The 19,545-nt window shown below is 58.6% G+C and carries 22 protein-coding genes; 11 read left to right on the top strand and 11 right to left on the bottom strand.

Annotated elements, in window-relative coordinates:
- Positions 1 to 26: 26 nt before the first annotated feature.
- Positions 27 to 1,772: an arginine--tRNA ligase gene (gene argS, locus AC2FGC_RS14165; protein WP_496782659.1), complete on the bottom strand. Its 1,746-nt coding sequence runs from the start codon at positions 1,770 to 1,772 to the stop codon at positions 27 to 29.
- 131 nt (positions 1,773 to 1,903) lie between these two features.
- Here argS and AC2FGC_RS14160 point away from each other — a divergent pair, with 131 nt between their 5' ends.
- Positions 1,904 to 2,455: a putative pterin-binding protein gene (locus tag AC2FGC_RS14160; RefSeq protein ID WP_496782658.1), complete on the top strand. Its 552-nt coding sequence runs from the start codon at positions 1,904 to 1,906 to the stop codon at positions 2,453 to 2,455.
- On the opposite strand, the gene AC2FGC_RS14155 is transcribed toward AC2FGC_RS14160, so the two are convergent.
- Positions 2,456 to 3,598 (bottom strand): deoxyguanosinetriphosphate triphosphohydrolase, encoded by a 1,143-nt coding sequence (locus AC2FGC_RS14155; protein WP_496782656.1) that lies wholly within the window; start codon positions 3,596 to 3,598, stop codon positions 2,456 to 2,458.
- Positions 3,599 to 3,674: 76 nt separating this feature from the next.
- On the opposite strand from AC2FGC_RS14155, the gene AC2FGC_RS14150 reads away from it, so the two are divergent.
- Together AC2FGC_RS14150 and xth are read left to right on the top strand one after the other, a co-directional pair.
- Positions 3,675 to 3,998, top strand: a complete 324-nt coding sequence (locus AC2FGC_RS14150) for a HesB/IscA family protein (RefSeq protein WP_496723258.1) — start codon at positions 3,675 to 3,677, stop codon at positions 3,996 to 3,998.
- Positions 3,999 to 4,058: 60 nt separating this feature from the next.
- Positions 4,059 to 4,838, top strand: coding sequence for an exodeoxyribonuclease III (xth, locus tag AC2FGC_RS14145; RefSeq protein ID WP_496723260.1), 780 nt, complete (start codon positions 4,059 to 4,061; stop codon positions 4,836 to 4,838).
- Positions 4,839 to 4,842: 4 nt separating this feature from the next.
- Here xth and AC2FGC_RS14140 read toward each other — a convergent pair whose 3' ends face one another.
- The gene (locus AC2FGC_RS14140) at positions 4,843 to 5,994 is read right to left on the bottom strand and encodes an FAD-dependent monooxygenase (RefSeq protein WP_496782654.1); all 1,152 of its coding nucleotides are present in this window, start codon (positions 5,992 to 5,994) and stop codon (positions 4,843 to 4,845) included.
- A gap of 70 nt (positions 5,995 to 6,064) precedes the next feature.
- Positions 6,065 to 6,487, bottom strand: a complete 423-nt coding sequence (gene dksA / locus AC2FGC_RS14135) for an RNA polymerase-binding protein DksA (protein ID WP_058274529.1) — start codon at positions 6,485 to 6,487, stop codon at positions 6,065 to 6,067.
- 372 nt (positions 6,488 to 6,859) lie between these two features.
- Here dksA and AC2FGC_RS14130 point away from each other — a divergent pair, with 372 nt between their 5' ends.
- From AC2FGC_RS14130 to AC2FGC_RS14110, 5 genes are all read left to right on the top strand, one after another.
- Positions 6,860 to 7,705 carry an AAA family ATPase gene (locus AC2FGC_RS14130; RefSeq protein ID WP_496723264.1) on the top strand — a complete coding sequence of 282 codons (846 nt, stop codon included), beginning with the start codon at positions 6,860 to 6,862 and terminating at the stop codon, positions 7,703 to 7,705.
- 116 nt (positions 7,706 to 7,821) lie between these two features.
- The gene (locus AC2FGC_RS14125) at positions 7,822 to 8,271 is read left to right on the top strand and encodes a GNAT family N-acetyltransferase (protein ID WP_496723267.1); all 450 of its coding nucleotides are present in this window, start codon (positions 7,822 to 7,824) and stop codon (positions 8,269 to 8,271) included.
- Entirely contained in the window at positions 8,268 to 9,635 is a 1,368-nt protein-coding gene (locus tag AC2FGC_RS14120) for a DUF2927 domain-containing protein (protein WP_496723269.1), read from the top strand. Before AC2FGC_RS14125 ends, AC2FGC_RS14120 begins: the two co-directional genes overlap by 4 nt.
- Before the next feature lie 3 nt (positions 9,636 to 9,638).
- Positions 9,639 to 9,809, top strand: coding sequence for a hypothetical protein (locus AC2FGC_RS14115; RefSeq protein WP_186437468.1), 171 nt, complete (start codon positions 9,639 to 9,641; stop codon positions 9,807 to 9,809).
- A gap of 3 nt (positions 9,810 to 9,812) precedes the next feature.
- Complete coding sequence (locus AC2FGC_RS14110; RefSeq protein ID WP_058274514.1) at positions 9,813 to 10,997, top strand: vWA domain-containing protein; 1,185 nt, start codon at positions 9,813 to 9,815, stop codon at positions 10,995 to 10,997.
- A gap of 3 nt (positions 10,998 to 11,000) precedes the next feature.
- Here AC2FGC_RS14110 and trhA read toward each other — a convergent pair whose 3' ends face one another.
- Both trhA and AC2FGC_RS14100 read right to left on the bottom strand, forming a co-directional pair.
- Complete coding sequence (gene trhA / locus AC2FGC_RS14105; RefSeq protein WP_496767032.1) at positions 11,001 to 11,669, bottom strand: PAQR family membrane homeostasis protein TrhA; 669 nt, start codon at positions 11,667 to 11,669, stop codon at positions 11,001 to 11,003.
- Positions 11,670 to 11,818: 149 nt separating this feature from the next.
- Positions 11,819 to 12,289, bottom strand: coding sequence for a hypothetical protein (locus AC2FGC_RS14100; RefSeq protein ID WP_496782652.1), 471 nt, complete (start codon positions 12,287 to 12,289; stop codon positions 11,819 to 11,821).
- Positions 12,290 to 12,480: 191 nt separating this feature from the next.
- Here AC2FGC_RS14100 and AC2FGC_RS14095 point away from each other — a divergent pair, with 191 nt between their 5' ends.
- The gene (locus AC2FGC_RS14095; protein ID WP_496723279.1) at positions 12,481 to 13,167 is read left to right on the top strand and encodes a M48 family metallopeptidase; all 687 of its coding nucleotides are present in this window, start codon (positions 12,481 to 12,483) and stop codon (positions 13,165 to 13,167) included.
- Positions 13,168 to 13,238: 71 nt separating this feature from the next.
- Here AC2FGC_RS14095 and AC2FGC_RS14090 read toward each other — a convergent pair whose 3' ends face one another.
- Genes AC2FGC_RS14090 through AC2FGC_RS14070 form a run of 5 tightly spaced genes read right to left on the bottom strand, consistent with a single transcriptional unit; the run spans position 13,239 to position 18,516 of the window.
- On the bottom strand, positions 13,239 to 13,781 hold the full coding sequence (locus AC2FGC_RS14090; RefSeq protein ID WP_496723281.1) for an RSP_2648 family PIN domain-containing protein: 543 nt from the start codon (positions 13,779 to 13,781) through the stop codon (positions 13,239 to 13,241).
- The gene (locus AC2FGC_RS14085; protein WP_496723283.1) at positions 13,778 to 14,980 is read right to left on the bottom strand and encodes an RSP_2647 family RNA methyltransferase; all 1,203 of its coding nucleotides are present in this window, start codon (positions 14,978 to 14,980) and stop codon (positions 13,778 to 13,780) included. Before AC2FGC_RS14085 ends, AC2FGC_RS14090 begins: the two co-directional genes overlap by 4 nt.
- 38 nt (positions 14,981 to 15,018) lie before the next feature.
- The gene (locus AC2FGC_RS14080; RefSeq protein WP_496782650.1) at positions 15,019 to 15,291 is read right to left on the bottom strand and encodes a hypothetical protein; all 273 of its coding nucleotides are present in this window, start codon (positions 15,289 to 15,291) and stop codon (positions 15,019 to 15,021) included.
- Positions 15,278 to 18,067 (bottom strand): [protein-PII] uridylyltransferase family protein, encoded by a 2,790-nt coding sequence (locus tag AC2FGC_RS14075; RefSeq protein ID WP_496782648.1) that lies wholly within the window; start codon positions 18,065 to 18,067, stop codon positions 15,278 to 15,280. The genes AC2FGC_RS14080 and AC2FGC_RS14075 overlap by 14 nt, the downstream gene beginning before the upstream one ends.
- Positions 18,064 to 18,516 carry a DUF4440 domain-containing protein gene (locus AC2FGC_RS14070; protein ID WP_496782646.1) on the bottom strand — a complete coding sequence of 151 codons (453 nt, stop codon included), beginning with the start codon at positions 18,514 to 18,516 and terminating at the stop codon, positions 18,064 to 18,066. Before AC2FGC_RS14070 ends, AC2FGC_RS14075 begins: the two co-directional genes overlap by 4 nt.
- Positions 18,517 to 18,600: 84 nt before the next feature.
- Here AC2FGC_RS14070 and AC2FGC_RS14065 point away from each other — a divergent pair, with 84 nt between their 5' ends.
- A complete protein-coding gene (locus AC2FGC_RS14065; protein ID WP_282151432.1) occupies positions 18,601 to 19,023 on the top strand; it encodes a DUF2852 domain-containing protein in 423 nt (140 codons plus the stop codon).
- A gap of 65 nt (positions 19,024 to 19,088) precedes the next feature.
- Entirely contained in the window at positions 19,089 to 19,520 is a 432-nt protein-coding gene (locus AC2FGC_RS14060; protein WP_058274521.1) for an RDD family protein, read from the top strand.
- Positions 19,521 to 19,545: the final 25 nt, after the last annotated feature.

The raw sequence follows: 19,545 nt of genomic DNA, 5'->3' as shown, positions 1-19,545 counted from the left end.
CGTACCGGCGCGTCGGGCGGTGTTAGTTACCGCATCTCCTGCGCCGGAGTGACGCCAAGAATACCCAAGCCCGCTGAAATCACAACAGAAACGGCCCGGGCCAATGCGATTTTTGATTGGCTTGTGGCAACATCGCCATCCTGAATGAACCGCAGTTGCGTTTCATCGTTGCCCTTATTCCATAGCGCGTGGAAGTCACCCGCCAGCTCATACAGGTAAAAGGCAACCCGATGCGGTTCATTGGTGCGTGCGGCAATTTCGATCAGACGCGGCCATTCAGCCAGCTTTTTGGCCACCGTCAGCTCTGAGGCATGGTCGATCTTGCCAAGATCAGCCCCCTTGAGAGTCGCGTCATCCGTAGCGATTTCCGCCTCGGCGGCACGGCGCAGTACGCTCATGACACGGGCATGAGCGTATTGCACGTAGAACACAGGATTCTCGCGGCTTTGTTCCAACACCTTGTCGAAATCGAAGTCCAGCGGCGCGTCGTTCTTGCGGGTCAGCATTACGAACCGGGTCACGTCCGGGCCAACCTGATCGACCACATCGCGCAGAGTGACAAAGTTCCCTGCCCGCTTGGACATCTTGAACGGCTCGCCATTCTTCCATAGCTTTACCAGCTGCGTCAGCTTGATATCCAACGGAACCTTGCCATCGGACAGGGCCGAAACAGCTGCTTTCATCCGTTTGACGTAGCCGCCATGGTCCGCACCAAACACGTCGATCAGCGCATCAAAACCACGGGTCACCTTGTCATAGTGATAGGCGATATCCGGGGCGAAATAGGTCCAGCTACCGTCCGATTTCTTGACCGGGCGGTCGACGTCATCGCCATGCTCGGTGGACTTGAACAGGGTCTGCTCTCGTGGCTCCCAATCTTCGGGCTTTTTGCCTTTGGGTGGTTCCAGCACGCCTTCGTAGATCAAGCCCTTGTCGGTCAGGGATTGCAGCGCAGCTTCGATCCGGCCTGTGCCATAGAGGGATTTCTCCGAGAAGAACACATCCATCTCGACACCCAGCGCCTTCAGGTCGGCCCGGATCAGATCCATCATCGCGTCGGTCGAGAACTCGCGCAGCTCTTCCAGCCACTCGCTTTCCGGCTTGTCGATCAGGCTGTCGCCGTATTTCTCTTTCAGCGCTTCACCGATCGGGATCAGATAGTCACCGGGGTACAGCCCCTCGGCGATCTCGGGGCTCAGACCGTTGGCCTCGCGATAGCGCTCATACGCGGACCGCGCCAGTACATCTACCTGCGCGCCCCCGTCGTTGATGTAGTATTCACGTGTCACGTCATGGCCCGAATACGCCAGCAAGCTTGCCAGCGCGTCACCGAACACGGCACCACGCGTATGGCCCACATGCAGCGGGCCTGTGGGGTTGGCCGAGACATACTCGACGTTGACCTTCTGGCCATGCCCCATGTTGGAACGGCCATAATCCGTGCCCTTTTCCAGCACAGCGGCCAGAACGCTCTGCCACACAGACGGCGCAAGCCGCAGGTTCAAGAACCCCGGCCCGGCCACCTCGGCGCTGGTGATCCGATCATCAGCAGCCAGCTTTCCGGCCAACACGTCAGCGATGTCGCGCGGCTTCATCTTGGCCGGTTTCGCCAGCACCATCGCGGCGTTGGTTGCCATATCGCCATGCGCTGCATCACGCGGCGGTTCGACCGCTACGTTGTCAAAACTCAGCCCCTCGGGCAATACGCCTTCGGACTGCATCTGTGCCAGCGCGTCCAGCACGAGGCCGCGGATCTCGGAAAACAGGTTCATTTCGGATGTCCTTTTGCTTGCCCGGCGGTTTACCACGCAAAGCGGCAAGGTCAATGGAAGCGATCAGTTTGGGCTTGGATTAGCGGTAGACTCAGCTAACGTCGGTGGAAATTCAAGCCGGAGACACCCCTATGCGCCTTGCCCTGCCCATCGCCTTTGTTCTGACTTCTGCCCTGCCGCTTTGGGCCGACATGCCAGAACCGCAAGGCCATGTACTTTTGACCCTTGGCGGAGCAATCACGGAAACCAACCTGTCTGCCCGCGGCGAAAACGATGGCGGTCTGCTGGGATACTTGGAGGTTCAGCACGACGGGGCCGCGGGCTTTGATGCGGCCATGTTGGACGGTCTGGAGCAAGTTGAAATCACTATTCCTTACGGTCCAGAAGACAATCAGCGTGACATCGCCTTTTCCGGGCCACGCCTGTCGGACCTGTTGATCATGGCTGGGGCTGAAGGAAAAACTGCCAAGCCAATGGCCATGGATGGCTATCAGTCTGAAATTCCTTGGGACTGCATCACCGCCCATCAACCTATCGTCGCGACCCATGCCGACGGCTCACCGATGGGCGTTGGCGGCTATGGCCCCACTATGATCGTCTTCCCCCCAACCGATGACCCCGACCTAGCCGCCGAACAGTCGGGCCAGCAGGTCTGGGCGTTGGCTTACATCGGGGTCGAGTGATCAGGCACCAGCCAGCCTTGCATGATCCTGCAGGGCAAATCGGTCGGTCATTCCTGCAATGTAGTCCGAGACAATCCGCGCCAGCGCGGTTTCATCGCTGGCCGCCTCAATATCCTCATGCCAGCGCGCGGGCATCTGTTTCGGATCGTTCATGTAGATTGGGAACAGATCTTCCACGACTTTGCTAACCTCGGCGCGCACATCCATGACGCTGGGCGCGCGGTACATCTGCTTGAACAAAAAGGCGCGGATTTCCCTGAGTTGCGCCCACAAACCGCCCGAGAACTGGATCACCGGATAACCAAGATTGCGAATTTCCTCGACGGTCGCCGCGCCCGAACTCGTGATCAGCCCACGCGACGTGACAATCACATCGGAAACCATGACGCCGAAAACACGGCGCAGCGCCTCATGCCGGCGCCGATAAGAATCCAAACCCGGATATCTCCGATCCACCTCGGCATAGCAGTCAGCGACGATAGGCAATTGCCCGATTTCATCATCCGTGAACAGACCCGCCCTCAACCCGTCCAACAGGTCATGGTTGTTATAGGCTATGTCATCCGAAAGGGCGGCAACTTGTGCTTCGGCACTGGCATGAGTGTAAAGCTCAAGATCGAAACCCGCGTTGCACTCGGCCAGCGCCCACGGCAAATCACCGGTGACCGGCCCGTTATGCTTGGCAATCCCCTCTAGGCACTCCCATGTCAGGTTGCATCCGTCAAACTCGGCATAGTGGCGTTCCAGCTTCGTGACGATGCGAATGGCCTGTGCGTTGTGGTCAAATCCGCCGTAAGGCTCCATGAGCGCATGTAGGGCATCTTCGCCCGTATGTCCGAACGGTGTGTGTCCCAGATCATGCGCCAATGCCACGGCCTCGGTCAGTTCGCCGTTCAAGCCCAAAGCTCCGGCGATTGTTCGCGCGACCTGTGCAACTTCGATAGAATGGGTCAGGCGCGTGCGATAGCTGTCGCCCTCGTGCTCTACAAACACTTGTGTCTTGTGCTTAAGCCGCCGAAACGCGCTGGCGTGAATGATCCGGTCCCTGTCGCGTTGAAAGCATGACCGGAAACTGCTTTCCTCCTCTGGCACAAGCCGCCCCCTTGCGCGGCCTGGGTTCGAGGCAAAACCCGCTATGTTCAAAGGCCTTGTCCTTGTCGCCTGTCCTTGCACTTTCTATATTGTAAGGCGTAAAGGAAATAAACCTTTGGAGTTTGGCATGAATCTGCCCCCCACAGTTACAGAACGCGCCTTTGAACGTCTCGCCGAGATCGGCGCAGCCGATCAGGGACAAGCCCTGCGCGTCGCAGTGGAAGGCGGCGGATGTTCCGGATTTCAATACGAAATCGCGCTGGACGAACCGCAAGAGGACGACCTTGTGCTAGAAGGCAAAGGCCAGAAAGTGATCGTCGACGCGATTTCATTGCCGTTTCTGGAAAACGCGGTGATCGATTTCACGCAGGAACTGATCGGCGCGCGGTTTGTGATCGAAAACCCCAACGCTACCTCTTCCTGCGGCTGCGGCACTTCATTTTCAATGTGACCTTGCCCTGCCCGCGCGGTTGAGGGATAGATCAACCGGCAGCCAGCCGGAGGATCGCGCATGAAAATCGCCACGTTCAACATCAACGGCATCAAAGCGCGAGCCGAAGCCCTGCCCCGTTGGCTGGATGACGCGCAGCCGGACGTCGTTTTGCTGCAAGAGATCAAGTCGATCGACGAGAATTTTCCCCGCGAGCTGTTTGAAGAGCGCGGTTACAACGTCGAAACCCACGGGCAAAAGAGCTTCAACGGCGTGGCGATCCTGTCCAAGCTGCCACTTGAAGATGTGACTCGGGGCCTTCCTGGTGACGACGAGGACGAACAGGCCCGTTGGATTGAGGCGACCGTCATTGGCAAAAAAGCCCTTCGGATCTGCGGTCTGTATTTGCCGAACGGTAACCCGGTGCCGGGTCCGAAATACGAATACAAGCTGTCCTGGATGGAGCGGCTATATGACCGCGCGCGCGATTTGCTGACGAGCGAAGAGCCCGCGCTGATGGCTGGGGATTACAACATCATCCCGCAGGCCGAAGACGCCAAACGTCCAGATGCGTGGCGCGAGGACGCTCTGTTCCGGCCAGAAAGCCGCGCCGCGTTTCGCAAAATCCTGAATCTGGGGTTCACGGAAGCGTTCCGCGCCGTCACCCAAGGTCCTGAGCATTATTCGTTCTGGGACTACCAGGCCGGTGCCTGGAACCGGAATGACGGGATCCGTATCGACCATTTCCTTCTTACGCCGCAGGCCGCCGATCTGTTGCGCGATTGCAGGATTGATGCCGAGATTCGCGGGCATGAAAAGCCCTCGGACCATGTCCCGGTCTGGGTCGACTTGGACCTGTGAAACCTCAGGCCGTCGCGTCGTAGCTGTAAATCCAGTCGTATTTCCGGGACAACCGTGGCCCGACCGCCATCAGAGCGGCCTGTGCGGCCAAGCGCATCGGGCCGCGCAGGTGGAAATTTCGGGCATTGGACCCAGCCGCAGCCACCACGCGTTGCGTCCTTTGATGACGGCGGGTTTCATAGGTGGACAGCGCCTCCTCTATCCCGGATTGGTCACCAAAAGATCGGGCCAGGACCCACGCATCTTCAAGCGCAAGACAGGCACCCTGCGCCATAAATGGGAGTGTCGGGTGAGCCGCATCCCCTAACAATGCAATGCGCCCGTTCTGCCAGCGTTCTGCGACGGGTCGCAGAAACAACGCCCAGATGTGAGGTTCCTGTACCTGCCCCAGAATTTCCCCGACCACGCCGCCAAAGTCGGAAAATCGAGCGCGCAGTTCCTCGGGGTCGCCGCGTCGGCGCCAGCCTTCTTCCTGCCAATCGGATCGTTCCTCGATCGCGACAACGTTCATCAAAGTGTGATCGCGCAGAGGATACGTGACAACATGTCGGCTCGGCCCCATCGTCAGAACGGCGCGCGGTTTGGGATCGCGACGCGCCCAAGGAATCGTCGCGCGCCAGGCCACCTGATGAGTGAATTTTGGTGCTTCGGGCCCGTTCAGGCCTGCGCGGATCGTGCTTCGCCCACCGTCGGCGGCAATCGCACAATCAACGCGCAGGTTTGCACCATCTTCCAGAATAATCTCGGCTTCGTAGGGATGTTTGCGCACCTGCGCAACTCGTGCGCCCAGTCGAAACTCGACACCGTCCCGAAGCGCTGCTTTGCGCAGCAATCCCAGCAGGTCAGCACGATGGTAGTAGTAGGTGGGTCCAGCGGCTGGTGCCGGTATCTCGCTGACAGACCGCCCTGCCCGGTAGTCGCGCAATACCGTTCCGTAGGACCGCTGGCTCGCCTCGGGTGTTTCACCCACAACGTTCAGGGCACGCAGCACAACCATTCCGTTGGCGCTGATCTGCAAACCGGCGCCGACCTCGGTCAATTCGGCTGCCTGCTCAAAAACCACGACCTGAGCGCCGCGTTGCCGCAACGCCAGAGCGGCGGCAATCCCACCGATACCACCACCGATGATGCCAAATTTCAGACCGTTGATATTCATATCACTGGCTTAAAGCAAAAACGCCGGAGCAAAAGACCCCGGCGTTTGAGAATTCTGATTTTTCCAGCGATCAATCGTCGCGGTGGACCTTTTCGCGGCGCTCGTGGCGTTCCTGCGCCTCAAGCGTCATGGTCGCAATTGGGCGCGCATCCAGACGCTTCAGCGAAATCGGGTCGCCCGTCTTCTCGCAATATCCGTATTCGCCTTCGTCGATCCGGCGCAGGGCCGAGTCAATCTTGGCCACCAGCTTGCGCTGGCGATCACGTGTCCGCAGTTCCAGCGCACGATCAGTTTCCTCGCTTGCGCGGTCTGCGACGTCCGGAATGTTGCGAGTGTTGTCCTGCAGCCCTTCGATCGTATCGCGGCTGCCTGCCAAAAGTTCAGTTTTCCAATCCAGCAGCTTACGACGAAAATACTCTAACTGCTTGTCGTTCATGAATGGTTCGTCTTCGGCTGGACGATAATCCTCTGGCAGAAATACTTCCTGCTTCATTTTTGCTCCCTCGGTGTGGCCTGCAACGCCGGTCACCTTTGCTTCACCTGACATGCGGCAATCCCCTTCTGCGGAGCGTTTATCCGACAGCGGGGGGAATGTCACTATGGAAACTTAGCCCGGCTGCGTGCTGTTTCAGGTCATCTAAATGTGAGACTTAAAACAACAAATCCTTGTTTTTCTGTGAAAATTGGCAGGCTTTTTTTGGGCGCTCCCAAAATTGTCGCGCCCTATGTTAGCGCCCGAATCAACCAAAGGCATTGGAGTCGCACACCAATTTCGCCCTGCGCGACGCAGCGACCTGTCTTGTCAAATTTTTCACCCCGCTATAACCCCAAGGACACATGCCGCGCGATATTGAATGAGGGGCCCATGACCGCACGTTTCCAAGGTACAGTTGAATACGTTGCCACCGATGACCTGACAATTGCGGTGAATGCCGCCGTTACGCTGGAACGCCCCCTGCTGGTCAAGGGTGAACCCGGAACCGGCAAGACCGAACTGGCCAAGCAGGTTGCCGGTGCGCTGGGGCTGAAGATGATCGAGTGGAACGTCAAGTCCACCACCCGCGCGCAGCAGGGCCTGTACGAATATGACGCGGTCAGCCGGTTGCGCGACAGCCAGTTGGGCGACGAGCGCGTGCATGACGTGTCGAACTATATTCGCAAGGGAAAACTGTGGCAGGCCTTTGAATCTGATGAGAAAGTCGTGCTGCTGATCGACGAGATCGACAAGGCCGATATCGAATTTCCCAATGATCTGCTGCAAGAGCTCGATAAGATGGAGTTCCACGTCTACGAAACCGGGGACACCATCAAAGCCAAAATCCGACCGATTGTGATCATCACGTCGAATAACGAAAAGGAACTGCCCGACGCGTTCCTGCGGCGCTGTTTCTTCCATTACATCCGCTTTCCGGATGAGGCGACCATGCGCCGGATCGTTGAAGTTCACCACCCGGGCATCAAGGATGCATTGCTGACCACAGCGCTGACCCAGTTTTACGAAATCCGTGAAACGCAGGGGTTGAAGAAAAAACCGTCGACCTCGGAAGTGTTGGACTGGCTCAAGCTGTTGCTGGCCGAAGACCTGACCGCCGAGGATCTCAAACGCGACGGGGCCAATGCGTTGCCCAAATTGCATGGGGCATTGCTGAAGAACGAACAGGACGTTCACCTGTTTGAACGTCTCGCCTTCATGGCACGCAGCAAACGCTGAGAATATTGAACACTTGGTGATCCCCGCTTGCCTTGCGGGGGGCCGGGTGTCAGCATTGACCAAAAGGCCGTCCGGCGTTGTCGGGCATTCCGACCTGACAACATAGGAGCCATTGCTTGCCTGACGCCCTCAATATCCGAGCGTTGCAGCCCGAGGACCGCGCCGAATGGGCCGGAATGTGGCGCGACTATCTGGCGTTTTATGAAACGACAGTGCCAGAGCAGACATATGACAGCACCTTCGCACGGTTGCTGGGTAATGATCCCAACGATTTTTCCTGCTTCGTGGCCGAAGCGGATGGTCATCTTGTTGGCCTGACCCATTACCTGTTTCATCGCCATGCGTGGAAAGAGGAAAGCGTTTGCTATCTGCAAGACCTGTTTGCCCGGCCCGAGGCGCGCGGAACCGGTGTTGGCCGCGCGTTGATTCAAGCTGTGTATGATGAGGCCGACCGGCGAGGAGCGCCATCCGTCTATTGGCTGACGCAAGAGTTCAATCACACAGCGCGCAAGCTCTATGATCGGATCGGCAAACAAACGCCCTTTATCCGGTATCAACGTCCATGATCAGGGTCGCTGCGGTCCTGTTTGGCTTTGCCGTCGCCGGATGCACCGCGGTTACCCCCCCTGAACCGCCATCACGCGTTAAGGCGATCGAGGCAAACCTGCCGCCCGCCAAAGCGTTCACGTCAACCCGACCCAGACCACCCGCCCGGTCGAACGCTAATATTGCAGCCGATTTCCTTTCTTTGCACTTCGCGCTCGAAGGCGGCGCCACATTACCCGTCTTCACTCGGTTCGAGGTCCCCGTCACCGTTCGACTTACGGGATCACCCACACCGTCAATGCAGCGCGATCTGACCCGGTTGTTGACGCGTCTACAACGCGAGGCCGGGATCGACATTCGCCAGATAACGGAGGGCCAGGCCAATATCACCATTGAGGCCGTCAGCCAGGAGCAGATCCAACGCATCCTGCCCCAAGCCGCCTGTTTCGTGGTTCCCAACGCCTCAAGCTTTGAGGAATACCGACAGGACCGGCGCAAACGCAAAAGCAGTTGGACCGCGCTGCGCAGCCGTGAACGGCTGGGCATTTTCATTCCCTATGACGTCAGCCCTCAGGAAAAACGCGACTGCCTGCACGAGGAACTGGCGCAGGCTCTGGGGCCGCTGAATGATCTGTACCACCTGCCGGATTCTGTGTTCAACGACGACAATATCCACACCATTCTGACCGGCTTTGACATGCTGATCCTGCGCACGGCTTACTCGCCCCAACTGCGCAGCGGCATGACTCGCGAACAAGTCCAGTCCGTCCTGCCCGGCATCCTTCGCCGACTGAACCCGCGCGGCGACACTTTACCCGCGCAACCCGTTTCGGACACCCCGCGCGAGTGGATCAACGCCGTCCAAAAATCGCTTGGATCAAGGCCAAGCACCCGCAACCGAGTGAAAGCTGCGGAAAGAGCGGTCCAGATCGGACGTGAACAGGGTTGGACCGACCACCGGCGGGCATATCCGTACTATATCCTCGGCCGAATGGCACAATTCGACGATTCCCGCGAAGCGATCAAACAATACGACATTGCCATGCAGTATCTGCGTGCGACGCCGGGAACCGAAATCCATCAGGCCTATGTGACTACGCAAACTGCTGCCTTCGCACTTGCGCAGGGCAAGGGACCGGAGGTCCTGCCTGAATTAGACAAGGCAATAGCTGTCATGTCGCAGGCCGAAAACGCCGCTCAGTTGGCTACTCTACTTTTGTTGAAATCAGAAGCGCTCAATCAGGCCGGACGACCAAATCAGGCACGTACCGTCAGACTGGACAGTCTTGCATGGGCGCGATACGGCTTTGGCTCGGAAGTCGTGGTCCGGTCGCTGATGCAGGAAGTTGCGGAAGGTCCGCCCACCAACAACAGAGGCGGGTAACGCATGGTCGTAGTTTTGGGAATGGCGTTGTTAGGGGCGATCCTTGGCGCGATGAAGGCTCGCAAACGCAATGGCAGCGGCGCAGATATTGCCCAATATGCGGCCGGTTACGGCATCGCATTTGCCATTGTAGGTCTGGTGCTTTCCCTGATCCTGGTTCGTTTGGTGGGTTAACGCATGTTTCTGCCCTTTTTCGAAAACCTCCGCAAAGCTGGCATTCCCGTATCACTGCGCGAATACCTGACCTTTCTGGAGGGCATGAAAAAGGGGCTGGCGACCTATGATGTTGAGGCGTTCTATTACCTCGCCCGCGTGTCGATGGTGAAGGACGAGCGCAATATCGACAAGTTCGACCAGGCCTTTGCCGCCAGCTTCAAAGGTCTGGAAGAGATCAGCTTTGATCAGGTGCTCGAAGCTGTCGATATCCCTGCCGAATGGCTGGCCAAGATGGCCGAGAAACACCTTTCAGACGAAGAAAAAGCCGAGATCGAGGCCATGGGCGGCTTTGAAAAACTGATGGAGACGCTGCGCGAGCGTCTCAAGGATCAGGAAGGCCGCCATCAGGGGGGCAACAAGTGGATCGGCACCGCCGGGACGTCGCCGTTCGGGGCTTATGGCTATAACCCCGAAGGTGTGCGTATCGGCCAAAAGGAAAGCCGCCATCAGCGCGCGGTCAAGGTGTGGGACAAGCGTGAATTCAAGAACCTGGACGACACGGTTGAACTGGGTACGCGCAATATCAAGGTCGCGCTGAAGCGCCTGCGTCGCTGGGCCCGCGAAGGTGCGGCCGAGGAACTGGATCTGGACGGCACCATCCGCGCCACCGCCGAACATGGCTATCTCGACGTCAAAACCCGCCCCGAGCGTCACAACGCAGTCAAAGTGCTGTTGTTTCTGGATGTGGGCGGCTCGATGGATCCACATATCAAAGTTGTCGAAGAGCTGTTTTCCGCTGCAAGAACCGAGTTCAAGCATCTGGAATATTACTACTTTCACAACTGCCTGTATGAAGGCGTCTGGCGTGACAATCACCGCCGATGGGATCAGCAGACTCCGACCCACGAAGTACTGCGCACCTATGGTTCAGACTACAAGTGCATCTTCGTCGGCGACGCCTCGATGAGCCCTTATGAGATTGCCTATCCCGGAGGCGCGAACGAACATTGGAACAAAGAAGCCGGTCAGGTCTGGCTGCAGCGCGCGCGCGAGCAGTGGACATCAAATCTGTGGATCAATCCGGTGCCGGAAAAGTACTGGGAATACACCCATTCCATCGGCATGATCCGCGAGGTTTTCGAGGACCGCATGGTGCCGATGACGCTGGCCGGTTTGGAACAGGGGATGCGGGAACTGACCCGCTGACCGTCATATCTGCAGGACCGGCGCCCAGGCAATACGGAACGAAACCGCAAGGAAAAACAACACGCTGCCTGTCAGAACGAAGACATGCCAGATTGTGTTGTGGAACGGCAACCAATCCAGAAGATAAAAGGCGATGCCCGCGGTATAGACGATGCCTCCGGTGATCATCAGCGCCACAACAGGCTGCGACAAGTCGGCCAGCAGCGATTGACCCGCCCAGACGGACGCCCATCCCATCAACACATACAGCGCCAAACCAAACCAACGGAACCGGTGAGGGTCGATCATTTTCAGGATTGATCCAAGGGTCGCAGATGACCAAAGACCGATCATGAGTCCGGTCATTGGGGCACCGGAAAGTAAGATGAATGGCGTGTAAGTACCTGCAATTTTGACGTAAATCCCCGAGTGATCGAGGCGGCGCAGCAACTCACTCCATCGATCAGATTGTACCATATTGTACAAAGCCGAAAACGACAGCATCAGAATAAGAGTGAAGCCGTAGACCGAGACCCCAAGAACCGCAGCAGGCTCAGTCCGGTATAGGGCGGTCAACGCGATCAGCGCCGGAACGGCAACGATAGCCGCAGTGACGCCAAGGATATGAACAACGCCATCACTGACACGTTCAGCCCTGCTATAGGCCGGGCGGATATCGGCAAATGACCACATAATTTCAAAGTTATGGCGCGACCTGCCCTGCGACAAGTCTGGCAGCCACTGTGTTTCACACTGTGACGATATATTGATTGTAAAAATGCGCCGCGCAAGCCGCCGAAACGACGACTAAGCCGATATGAATGGGCGCGTTTCTTCAGTACTCATCGACTCATACGGGACTGACGTAGGCTTCGCAAATCAGCGCTTGTAGTCGGTGGCGGCGGAGGTGCTGCGCCGGGCAGCGGTGAAGGACCGGGCTGGCTTTTGTCCGGCAGAATTCCATAAATTAGGGCGGTCCAGCCCAAACCAACCCCCAAAGCCCATGCGGGAAGCGCGATCAGAATAGAAAGCGATTTACCCAGTGAAGCGTCTAGTTCCATGGGCAGAACTACGGTCATACTGACGATCCCGAATAGAAGAACGAGCGGCCCCGAGCCCACAAAAATGACAAAGGCTTTGATCATTCCAGCGGGGTCAGCCAGCCAACTTGGCGTCAGCTTCGAAATGGCCATCGCCAAACTGATAGCTAACGCAATCGATGTGGACAAAACCAACGGTCCAATGTGGAACCCCTTAGAAAAGCCGACGGCCAGCGCCCCGGCCGATGCTACAGACACAAGAATGCCGTACATCCCCAATGATCGCAGGCAAAATATGTACATCCGCAAACAGAAACTCTTCATAACAAAATCTACCTTGTTGAAAACCTTGCATCGAATTCGTGCTATGCGGGAAAATGGGCGAGAATTGGACCCATTCACCTTTATGGCACAAAAGCTCAAGCGCGGTTGCCTAATCCCCGGCCCGGAACCATATTTGTAAGATGCTACGTCTGACCCCGATCCTGCTGGCCATTGCCTATGCCCTTGTGATGTACCGGATTTCCGTCTGGCGCACACATAAGGATCTGGATGCAAAATCCACCGAGCTGGCCGACCCTGCCCTGAAACGCATGACCGACCGGCTGGCTGCAGCGTTAGAGATCGACCGGGTGCCGGTCTACATCTATGAGATTGACCCGGTGAACGGTTTGGCAGCACCTGACGGGCGGATTTTCATCACGCGTGGATTCTACCGCAAATTTCGCAGTGGCGAGGTTTCCGCCGAGGAAATGGCCAGCGTCATCGCGCATGAATTGGGTCATGTGGCACTGGGGCATGCGCGCCGCCGGATGATCGATTTTTCCGGGCAGAATGCGCTGCGGGCCGCTTTGATGATGCTGCTGAACCGCTTTATCCCGTTCATCGGCGCGTGGATTGCCAATATGCTGACACACCTGTTGGCGTCGCGCCTGTCGCGCAGTGATGAGTATGAAGCTGATGAGTATGCCGCCGCTTTGCTGACCAAAGCCGGGATCGGAATCGGACCGCAGAAGTCGTTGTTTCACAAGCTGGAAGACCTGACGCAGCAGCGTGCTGGCGTTGTGCCCGCCTGGTTGATGAGCCATCCAAAAACAGACGAACGGATCGCGGCCCTGGAGGCATTAGAGCAGCGTTGGACCCGTGGCTGATTTAAAGGCAGCGAGAGGCCAGCCTCTCGCGCTCTCCGGGATATTTTTAGCCGGATGAAGCTGAATCCCGGTTACGCGGCGAGCGCTTTGCCCAGACGTGGGAGACGGGCTTTTTTCATCAGCGGGCGCAAGGTCCATTGGTCGCCCGACAGGCGGTTGGCCTCGGCCAGGACACGGTTGGCTGTGTCGCTTATGCCCCCGGGATCGGATTGCCAGAATCCGTGCAGCAGACTGTCCGGATCGCGGCGGTCCAGCCCTTCCTCGGACAGGATGTTTCGGGGAAAGTCTTTGGCGTTGACGGTAACGATCACGTCCGCCGAGGATGCAACGGCCGTTGCCAGAACGTGGATATCCGCGCTGTCCGGCAGCCAGAGCCGCTGTTCGACATTGGTTGCTGCAGGAAACTCGGCTTTCGGCCAATTGGCTTGCGCCAGTGCAATTTCAGCACGAGCCTGAGCCTCGCCTGTAGGGCCCAGCTTGCGGGCCGCGCGCGCCCATTCCCCGAGGATGCGCGCCGACCATACGGGCGTGAAATGGCCTAGTTTGGCAGCGCCGAGCAGCATCTCTCGCATCACCGTAGGGTAGATTACGCAGGTATCCAGAACCGCCTTCACAGCCGGTAGAACACGGCTTTGAGATAGCCGCTTTCCGCCAGTTGCGGCAGTTGCGGATGGTCGGGTCCGGCAAAGCCCGTATGGATCAGTTGCGCCTGTCGCCCCGCCCGACCAATCCCACGAGACGACGCGTCGCGGAACCGGCCCAGATCAGCCGCGTGTGAACACGAGCACAGGCCCAGATAACCGGCGGGTTTGACCAGAGCTGCCGCCAAGCGGGCCACACGTTCATAGGCGCGCAGGCCAGCGTCCAGCGCTTGTCTCGAAGGCGCAAAGGCGGGTGGATCGCAGATGACGACGTCGAACTGCGCGCCCTCTTCACCCAATTGGGTCAGGGCATCGAAGGCATCGCCTTGTCTGGTTTGGAACGCGTCAGCAAAACCAGAGGCCTCGGCCCCTTTGGCCGCGAGGTCCAGCGCGGCTGCAGATCCATCTACGGACAGCGCCTGCCCCGCGCCACCGGCCAACATGGCCAGCCCGAATCCGCCCACGTGACTGAAGACGTCCAATACCCGCGCGCCGGGCTGCACCAGTCGCTTGGCGAAGGCGTGGTTGGGCCGTTGGTCGTAGAACAGCCCGGTTTTTTGGCCGCCTGTCAGGTCGGCCATATACGTGGCGCCGTTCATCGGCACCGGCAGCGGCGCACCGGGGGCGGTGCCACGCAGGGTGAGGTTCACATCATCCAGGCCTTCCAGCCCTCGTGTCCGGCCCGACGCGTTTTTGAGCACGGTTGTCACGCCGGTAACAGTGACCAGAGCCTCGGTCAGAGTTTCCAGATGCGCCTCGGCCCACGCGGCATTGGGCTGGATCACACAGGCATCGCCAAACCGATCGATGATGACGCCGGGAAAGCCGTCCGCTTCGGCATGGATCAGGCGATAATAGGGTGCGTCGAACAGGCGTTCGCGCATCTCAAGCGCGCGACGCAGGCGGGTTTCGAACCACGCGGCGTCCAGTTGCACGTCCAGATCTCGGTCCAGAACGCGGCACATGATTTTGGAGTCAGGATTCACCGCAACCAGCGCTATGGGCGCGCGTTTGTCATCCTCAAGCACCGCCAGCGCCCCTGCCGGGATTTTACGCGTCCGGCGATCCGTCACGATGTCATTGGCATACACCCACGGAAAACCGTGGCGCAGGCCACGTGCGTTGGCTTTGGGTTTCAGGCGGATACGGGAGTGATCGGCAGTTTGGGTCATGAAGCCCTCATAGTCGCGAATACCCCGGGGGAAAAGCCCTAGCGGTCGCGGGACCGCCAACCGCCCCGGCGCTTGGGCGCTTGGGCAGTTTGTAATCCCTCTGCCAGCACCTGCGTCATCGGGTGATCGGCGTCCTGCTGGGAATAGGCGGCATGCAGGTCGATCAACGCCTGGGATTGGTCCCGTTCAGCAGGCAGGCTGAGAGCCCAGTCCAGAAAGATGCTGCGGCATTCAGGCAACGTGATGCCTGCGATCCGGTACGCTTCGCGGATCAACCCCTTGTGATCATTTGGATCTTTACTCTGCGCCATCATCTTCGTCCCTGATCACGCCGCCAATAATCTCGGCGGCCGTGCTGTAGTTGTCTTGCAGCGCGCTTTGCAGCTGTTCAACCTGTTCAAATCCAGTCGCGCGGCACAGGAAGGCAGATCCGCCCTCGCCGACCTTGTCAGCTTCGATGACCTTGCCGGACAACAAGCGCGCCGCGCATTGTACGGACCAGCATAGGTCGTAGCAGTCCTTCAGCGTTTGCGCCTGAGCGACGTCCAGCAAACCAGCAGCGACGGCGCCATCCAAACCGGAATGCACATCGCGCTGTACGACGCCTGACAACAGCGCCCCGGTTTCGGCCATCAGTTCGATATCCATCATCCGGCCGGGGCCGTTTTTGGCGTCCCAGATCCCCGCAGGTGATTTGGCTGCGGCCAAGCGGGCGCGCATCTCGGCCACTTCGCGCAGGGCCTTCTGCTGGTCACGCGGTTGCGACAGCAGGGTTGTGCGGAACGTCTCGATATCTTCGGCCAAACCATCGTCTCCGGCGATAACGCGGGCCCGTGTCAGGGCAAGATGTTCCCAAACCCACGCTTCGTTCTGCTGATAGTTTGTAAAGCTGGCCCAACTTGTCGCCACCGGCCCCTGATTGCCTGACGGACGCAGGCGCATATCGACCTCATACAGCCGCCCTTGCGACATCGGCGCTGATAGGGCCGTGATCAGCGCCTGCGTAAACCGTGCATAATAAGTGCGAGTGGCCAAGGGGCGTGGCCCCTCGGACATATCCTGATCCAGCGGGTCATAGATCACGATCATATCCAAATCGGATTGCGAGTTGATCCGCCCAGCCCCAAGTGACCCCATGCCCAGCACGGTTGCACCGCGCCCCGGGGCAGGGCCGTGTTTACGGGCAAAATGATTCGATACGCGCGGCAGGATCGCGGCAATCACCGCGCTTGCAAGCTGAGCGTATTGCTGCCCCGCCTGTTCACCATCGATCAGCCCGCGCAGGTGATGAACGCCAACGCGAAAGTGCCATTCCTTGCACCAGCGGCGGGCCAGATCCAACTGGCTTTCGTAATCTGATTCCTCCGAAAGGGCCTGATCCAGATCCGCCTGCAGTGTAGCCTGCCCCGGCCAGTCGCTAAAGAAACTGCCGCCGATCACCGCATCAAACACCGATGCATTGCGCGACAGATGCGCCGCAAGCGCGTGGGATGTCCCGACGATATCAATCAGCAGGTCGATCAGGTGGGGGTTGGCCTCAAACAGTGAGAACAGCTGAACGCCGGCGGGCAAGCCTGACAGAAAACCATCCAGCGCCCGCAGCGCCTCGTCCGGTTGCGCCGTTTTTGCCAAACGCGATAGCAACTCGGGCTTGAGACGTTCGAAAATCCGCGCGCCGCGTTGCGATCGCAGTGCAGGATATGTCGTCCAGCGGGCCAGAACGTTCTGGTCAAAATCCACCTCGCCAACTGGCGCTCGCGTCGAGGAACCGGGCGCAAAAAAGCCTTCGGTCAGGTCGTGCACTTCGGTCAGCCTGTGGGTCAGGTCACGGGTCAGTTCGTCGACGTCTACTCCCATCAGGCAAGCGACGCGTTCTATCCCGTCCGGCGATTGCGGCACCTTGTGGGTCTGAGCGTCATGGACCATTTGGATACGGTGTTCGACCTCACGATGGGCGCGGTAGTGGTCGGTCAGCTTGTCTGCCACGTCCTGCGGGACCCAGCCTTTTTCGGCAAGCGCCGCCAATCCGGGCACCGTGCCGCGCACGCGCAAGTCAGGGTCTCGACCCCCAGCGATCAACTGGCGGGTCTGGGTAAAGAACTCGATTTCGCGAATGCCGCCCTGCCCCAGTTTCATGTCATGACCCGGAATGGTCAGAGCACCGCCGGTTCCCTTATTTTCACGTATGCGCAGCCGCATGTCATGGGCGTCCTGAATGGCAGCAAAATCCAGGTGACGCCGCCAGACAAAGGGGCGCAGCGTATCCAGAAACCGTTGTCCTGCCACAATATCGCCAGCGCATGGGCGTGCTTTTATATAGGCCGCGCGCTCCCACGTGCGGCCCAGGCTTTCATAGTACCGCTCGGCTGCCTCAGCCGCCATACAGACCGGCGTCACAGCCGGATCCGGGCGCAGGCGCAGATCAGTGCGGAATACATACCCATCCGCCGTCTTATCGCTGAGCGTGGCGCAGAAATTGCGTGTCGCCCGCACCATGCCTTGCCGCGCTTCGTAGAAGTCATCGGGATCAAACCGCGTCTCATCGAACAGGACGATCAGGTCGATGTCCGAGCTGTAATTCAACTCGTACGCGCCCATCTTGCCCATCGCCAGGATAATCATCCCGGCGGCGGTTTCGACATCGTCCGGCCCCATGCCCGGAAGTTTGCCGCGCCGGATCAGGTTGGCGATCTCGGCCTTGGCCGCCACATCCGCCGCCAACGCGCCAAAATCGGTTAGCGCCGCGGTCACCTTTTCCAACGGCCACGCGCCCGCCAGATCGGCCAGAGCGGTTAGCAACGCCATCCGTCGCTTGGCCAGCCGCAGCCCCGGTTTCAACTGATCCGGCGGTAGCATTCGCGCAGCCTGCAAAACGTCGGCCAGCGCGTCATCGGGGTGTTGGAGCGCTGAGGCCAACCAATCGTTTTCGTGATCGATCAAGTTTTTCAGATAGGGGCTGGACCCTGCTGCCCCAGCGATCAACTCGCCCTGTTCGGATGTAATGCCGCTGACCGCCGCGCGCGCATCATCGCCAAGCGACTGGTCGAATGCACGTGGCAGGCGCTGAATGGAAAGAGGCCCGGTCATTTCCCCTCCAGGGGCGTATCCTGACTGAAACTGTTGACCCAGACGTCATGCCGCCGCTCCCAAAGCGACGAGATTAGCATCGCCTCCCAACCCTCGGCCTTGGGTCGCTGATAGTCGGCCCGGTACGACAGCAGAACCATATCCGAGGTCAAAACTCGCAACCGGGTGTCGCTTAGCTCATAGCGCGCCATCGTCGGCGCGTCGGCAAACTGTCCCACGTGATCATCCCGGTTCGCGAACCCCGTCGGATAAACCCCAAGAAAATCTGGGCTCAGCAAGGCCCGGTCTGCAGCCGCGTTGCCTTCCATCAGGGCGGTCCAAACCTGCTTTTCCAGGTTTAGAATTTCATCCAGCGTCGGAGGTGTCGTATTTTCAACATGTTGCATAGGCGGAAAGTGCGCCCGTTCCGCAGCAAGGTCAACCGTCGCAAAAACCAAAATGTAAATCATTTTTACATCGACCCCTTGCAACCCCCGCTTCAGTCCCCATCTAGACAATGTGAACGCAATTTACATCAAACCCGGAGAACCCAAATGACCGCATTGTCCGACCACGCCGTCCCACAAAATCCGGGGTGGCTCTCTCGTGCCGAAGCCTGGATGGATGACAAGGGCAAAGGGGCCTGGATCGCCGCCATGGTCCTTGGTTTCATCTTTTTCTGGCCCGTTGGCCTGGCGCTTCTTGCCTATATGATCTGGAGCAAACGCATGTTTAGCAAATCCTGCAGCAGTCGCAAATCCTGGCACAGCCACATGAGTGCGATGAAGCCATCCGGCAATAGCGCGTTTGACGCCTACAAGTCCGACACCCTGGCCCGGCTCGAGCGCGAACAACAGGAATTCGAATCCTTCCTGCGCCGCCTGCGCGACGCCAAAGACAAGGCCGAGTTTGACCAGTTCATGGACGAACGCGCCCGTGAAAACAACGATGAGGCTGAAAACGGCGAACGCGCCTAAGCCGACCTTGCCCTGTCCCAACATTCGGGACAGGGTGTCCTAAATTCTCAGCCGGAAATCAACATATGACCCACCTGCCCGACCCAGACCGACAGCCGGAGTTTTACCAGTCTGTCGCGACCAAGCGTTTTATCGCCTGGCTTTTCGACATCGCCTTTATCTCGCTGTTGTGTACGGTGGCCATCCTGCTGACCTTTGGTCTGGGCTTCTTCGTCCTGGCCTTGATCTACGCCGTCGTCAGTTTCGTCTACCGCGTGATTACCATCGCCAATGGCTCGGCCACACTGGGCATGCGCTTTATGGGGATCGAACTGCGCGATTCATTCGGATCCCGGATGGATTTGGGCAAAGCGGTGGCCCACACGGCCGGGTATTTTGTCAGCATGGCCTTTCCGGTCATACAGATCATCTCAGTCATCATGATGCTGACCAGCGCACGTGGCCAGGGACTTACTGATGCGTTCCTTGGAACTGTCATGATCAACCAGCGCGCGTAAAAAATTCAACGACGTGAATCACTTG

The sequence above is a fragment of the Ruegeria sp. CDSC054 genome, assembly GCF_059610645.1.
This window is presented reverse-complemented; position numbering and strand designations above follow the sequence as displayed.

What these genes read in the sequence shown, in the direction of transcription:
- AC2FGC_RS14120 (WP_496723269.1), top strand. Translation starts at nt 8,268, where the DNA reads ATGATCAGGGTCGCTGCGGTCCTGTTTGGCTTTGCCGTCGCCGGATGC.
- AC2FGC_RS14060 (WP_058274521.1), top strand. Translation starts at nt 19,089, where the DNA reads ATGACCCACCTGCCCGACCCAGACCGACAGCCGGAGTTTTACCAGTCT.
- AC2FGC_RS14070 (WP_496782646.1), bottom strand. Translation starts at nt 18,516, where the DNA reads ATGATTTACATTTTGGTTTTTGCGACGGTTGACCTTGCTGCGGAACGG.
- AC2FGC_RS14100 (WP_496782652.1), bottom strand. Translation starts at nt 12,289, where the DNA reads ATGTACGGCATTCTTGTGTCTGTAGCATCGGCCGGGGCGCTGGCCGTC.
- AC2FGC_RS14110 (WP_058274514.1), top strand. Translation starts at nt 9,813, where the DNA reads ATGTTTCTGCCCTTTTTCGAAAACCTCCGCAAAGCTGGCATTCCCGTA.
- AC2FGC_RS14080 (WP_496782650.1), bottom strand. Translation starts at nt 15,291, where the DNA reads ATGGCGCAGAGTAAAGATCCAAATGATCACAAGGGGTTGATCCGCGAA.
- AC2FGC_RS14140 (WP_496782654.1), bottom strand. Translation starts at nt 5,994, where the DNA reads ATGAATATCAACGGTCTGAAATTTGGCATCATCGGTGGTGGTATCGGT.
- AC2FGC_RS14065 (WP_282151432.1), top strand. Translation starts at nt 18,601, where the DNA reads ATGACCGCATTGTCCGACCACGCCGTCCCACAAAATCCGGGGTGGCTC.
- AC2FGC_RS14160 (WP_496782658.1), top strand. Translation starts at nt 1,904, where the DNA reads ATGCGCCTTGCCCTGCCCATCGCCTTTGTTCTGACTTCTGCCCTGCCG.
- argS (WP_496782659.1), bottom strand. Translation starts at nt 1,772, where the DNA reads ATGAACCTGTTTTCCGAGATCCGCGGCCTCGTGCTGGACGCGCTGGCA.
- AC2FGC_RS14130 (WP_496723264.1), top strand. Translation starts at nt 6,860, where the DNA reads ATGACCGCACGTTTCCAAGGTACAGTTGAATACGTTGCCACCGATGAC.
- AC2FGC_RS14115 (WP_186437468.1), top strand. Translation starts at nt 9,639, where the DNA reads ATGGTCGTAGTTTTGGGAATGGCGTTGTTAGGGGCGATCCTTGGCGCG.
- AC2FGC_RS14085 (WP_496723283.1), bottom strand. Translation starts at nt 14,980, where the DNA reads ATGACCCAAACTGCCGATCACTCCCGTATCCGCCTGAAACCCAAAGCC.
- trhA (WP_496767032.1), bottom strand. Translation starts at nt 11,669, where the DNA reads ATGTGGTCATTTGCCGATATCCGCCCGGCCTATAGCAGGGCTGAACGT.
- AC2FGC_RS14075 (WP_496782648.1), bottom strand. Translation starts at nt 18,067, where the DNA reads ATGACCGGGCCTCTTTCCATTCAGCGCCTGCCACGTGCATTCGACCAG.
- xth (WP_496723260.1), top strand. Translation starts at nt 4,059, where the DNA reads ATGAAAATCGCCACGTTCAACATCAACGGCATCAAAGCGCGAGCCGAA.
- dksA (WP_058274529.1), bottom strand. Translation starts at nt 6,487, where the DNA reads ATGAAGCAGGAAGTATTTCTGCCAGAGGATTATCGTCCAGCCGAAGAC.
- AC2FGC_RS14095 (WP_496723279.1), top strand. Translation starts at nt 12,481, where the DNA reads ATGCTACGTCTGACCCCGATCCTGCTGGCCATTGCCTATGCCCTTGTG.
- AC2FGC_RS14150 (WP_496723258.1), top strand. Translation starts at nt 3,675, where the DNA reads ATGAATCTGCCCCCCACAGTTACAGAACGCGCCTTTGAACGTCTCGCC.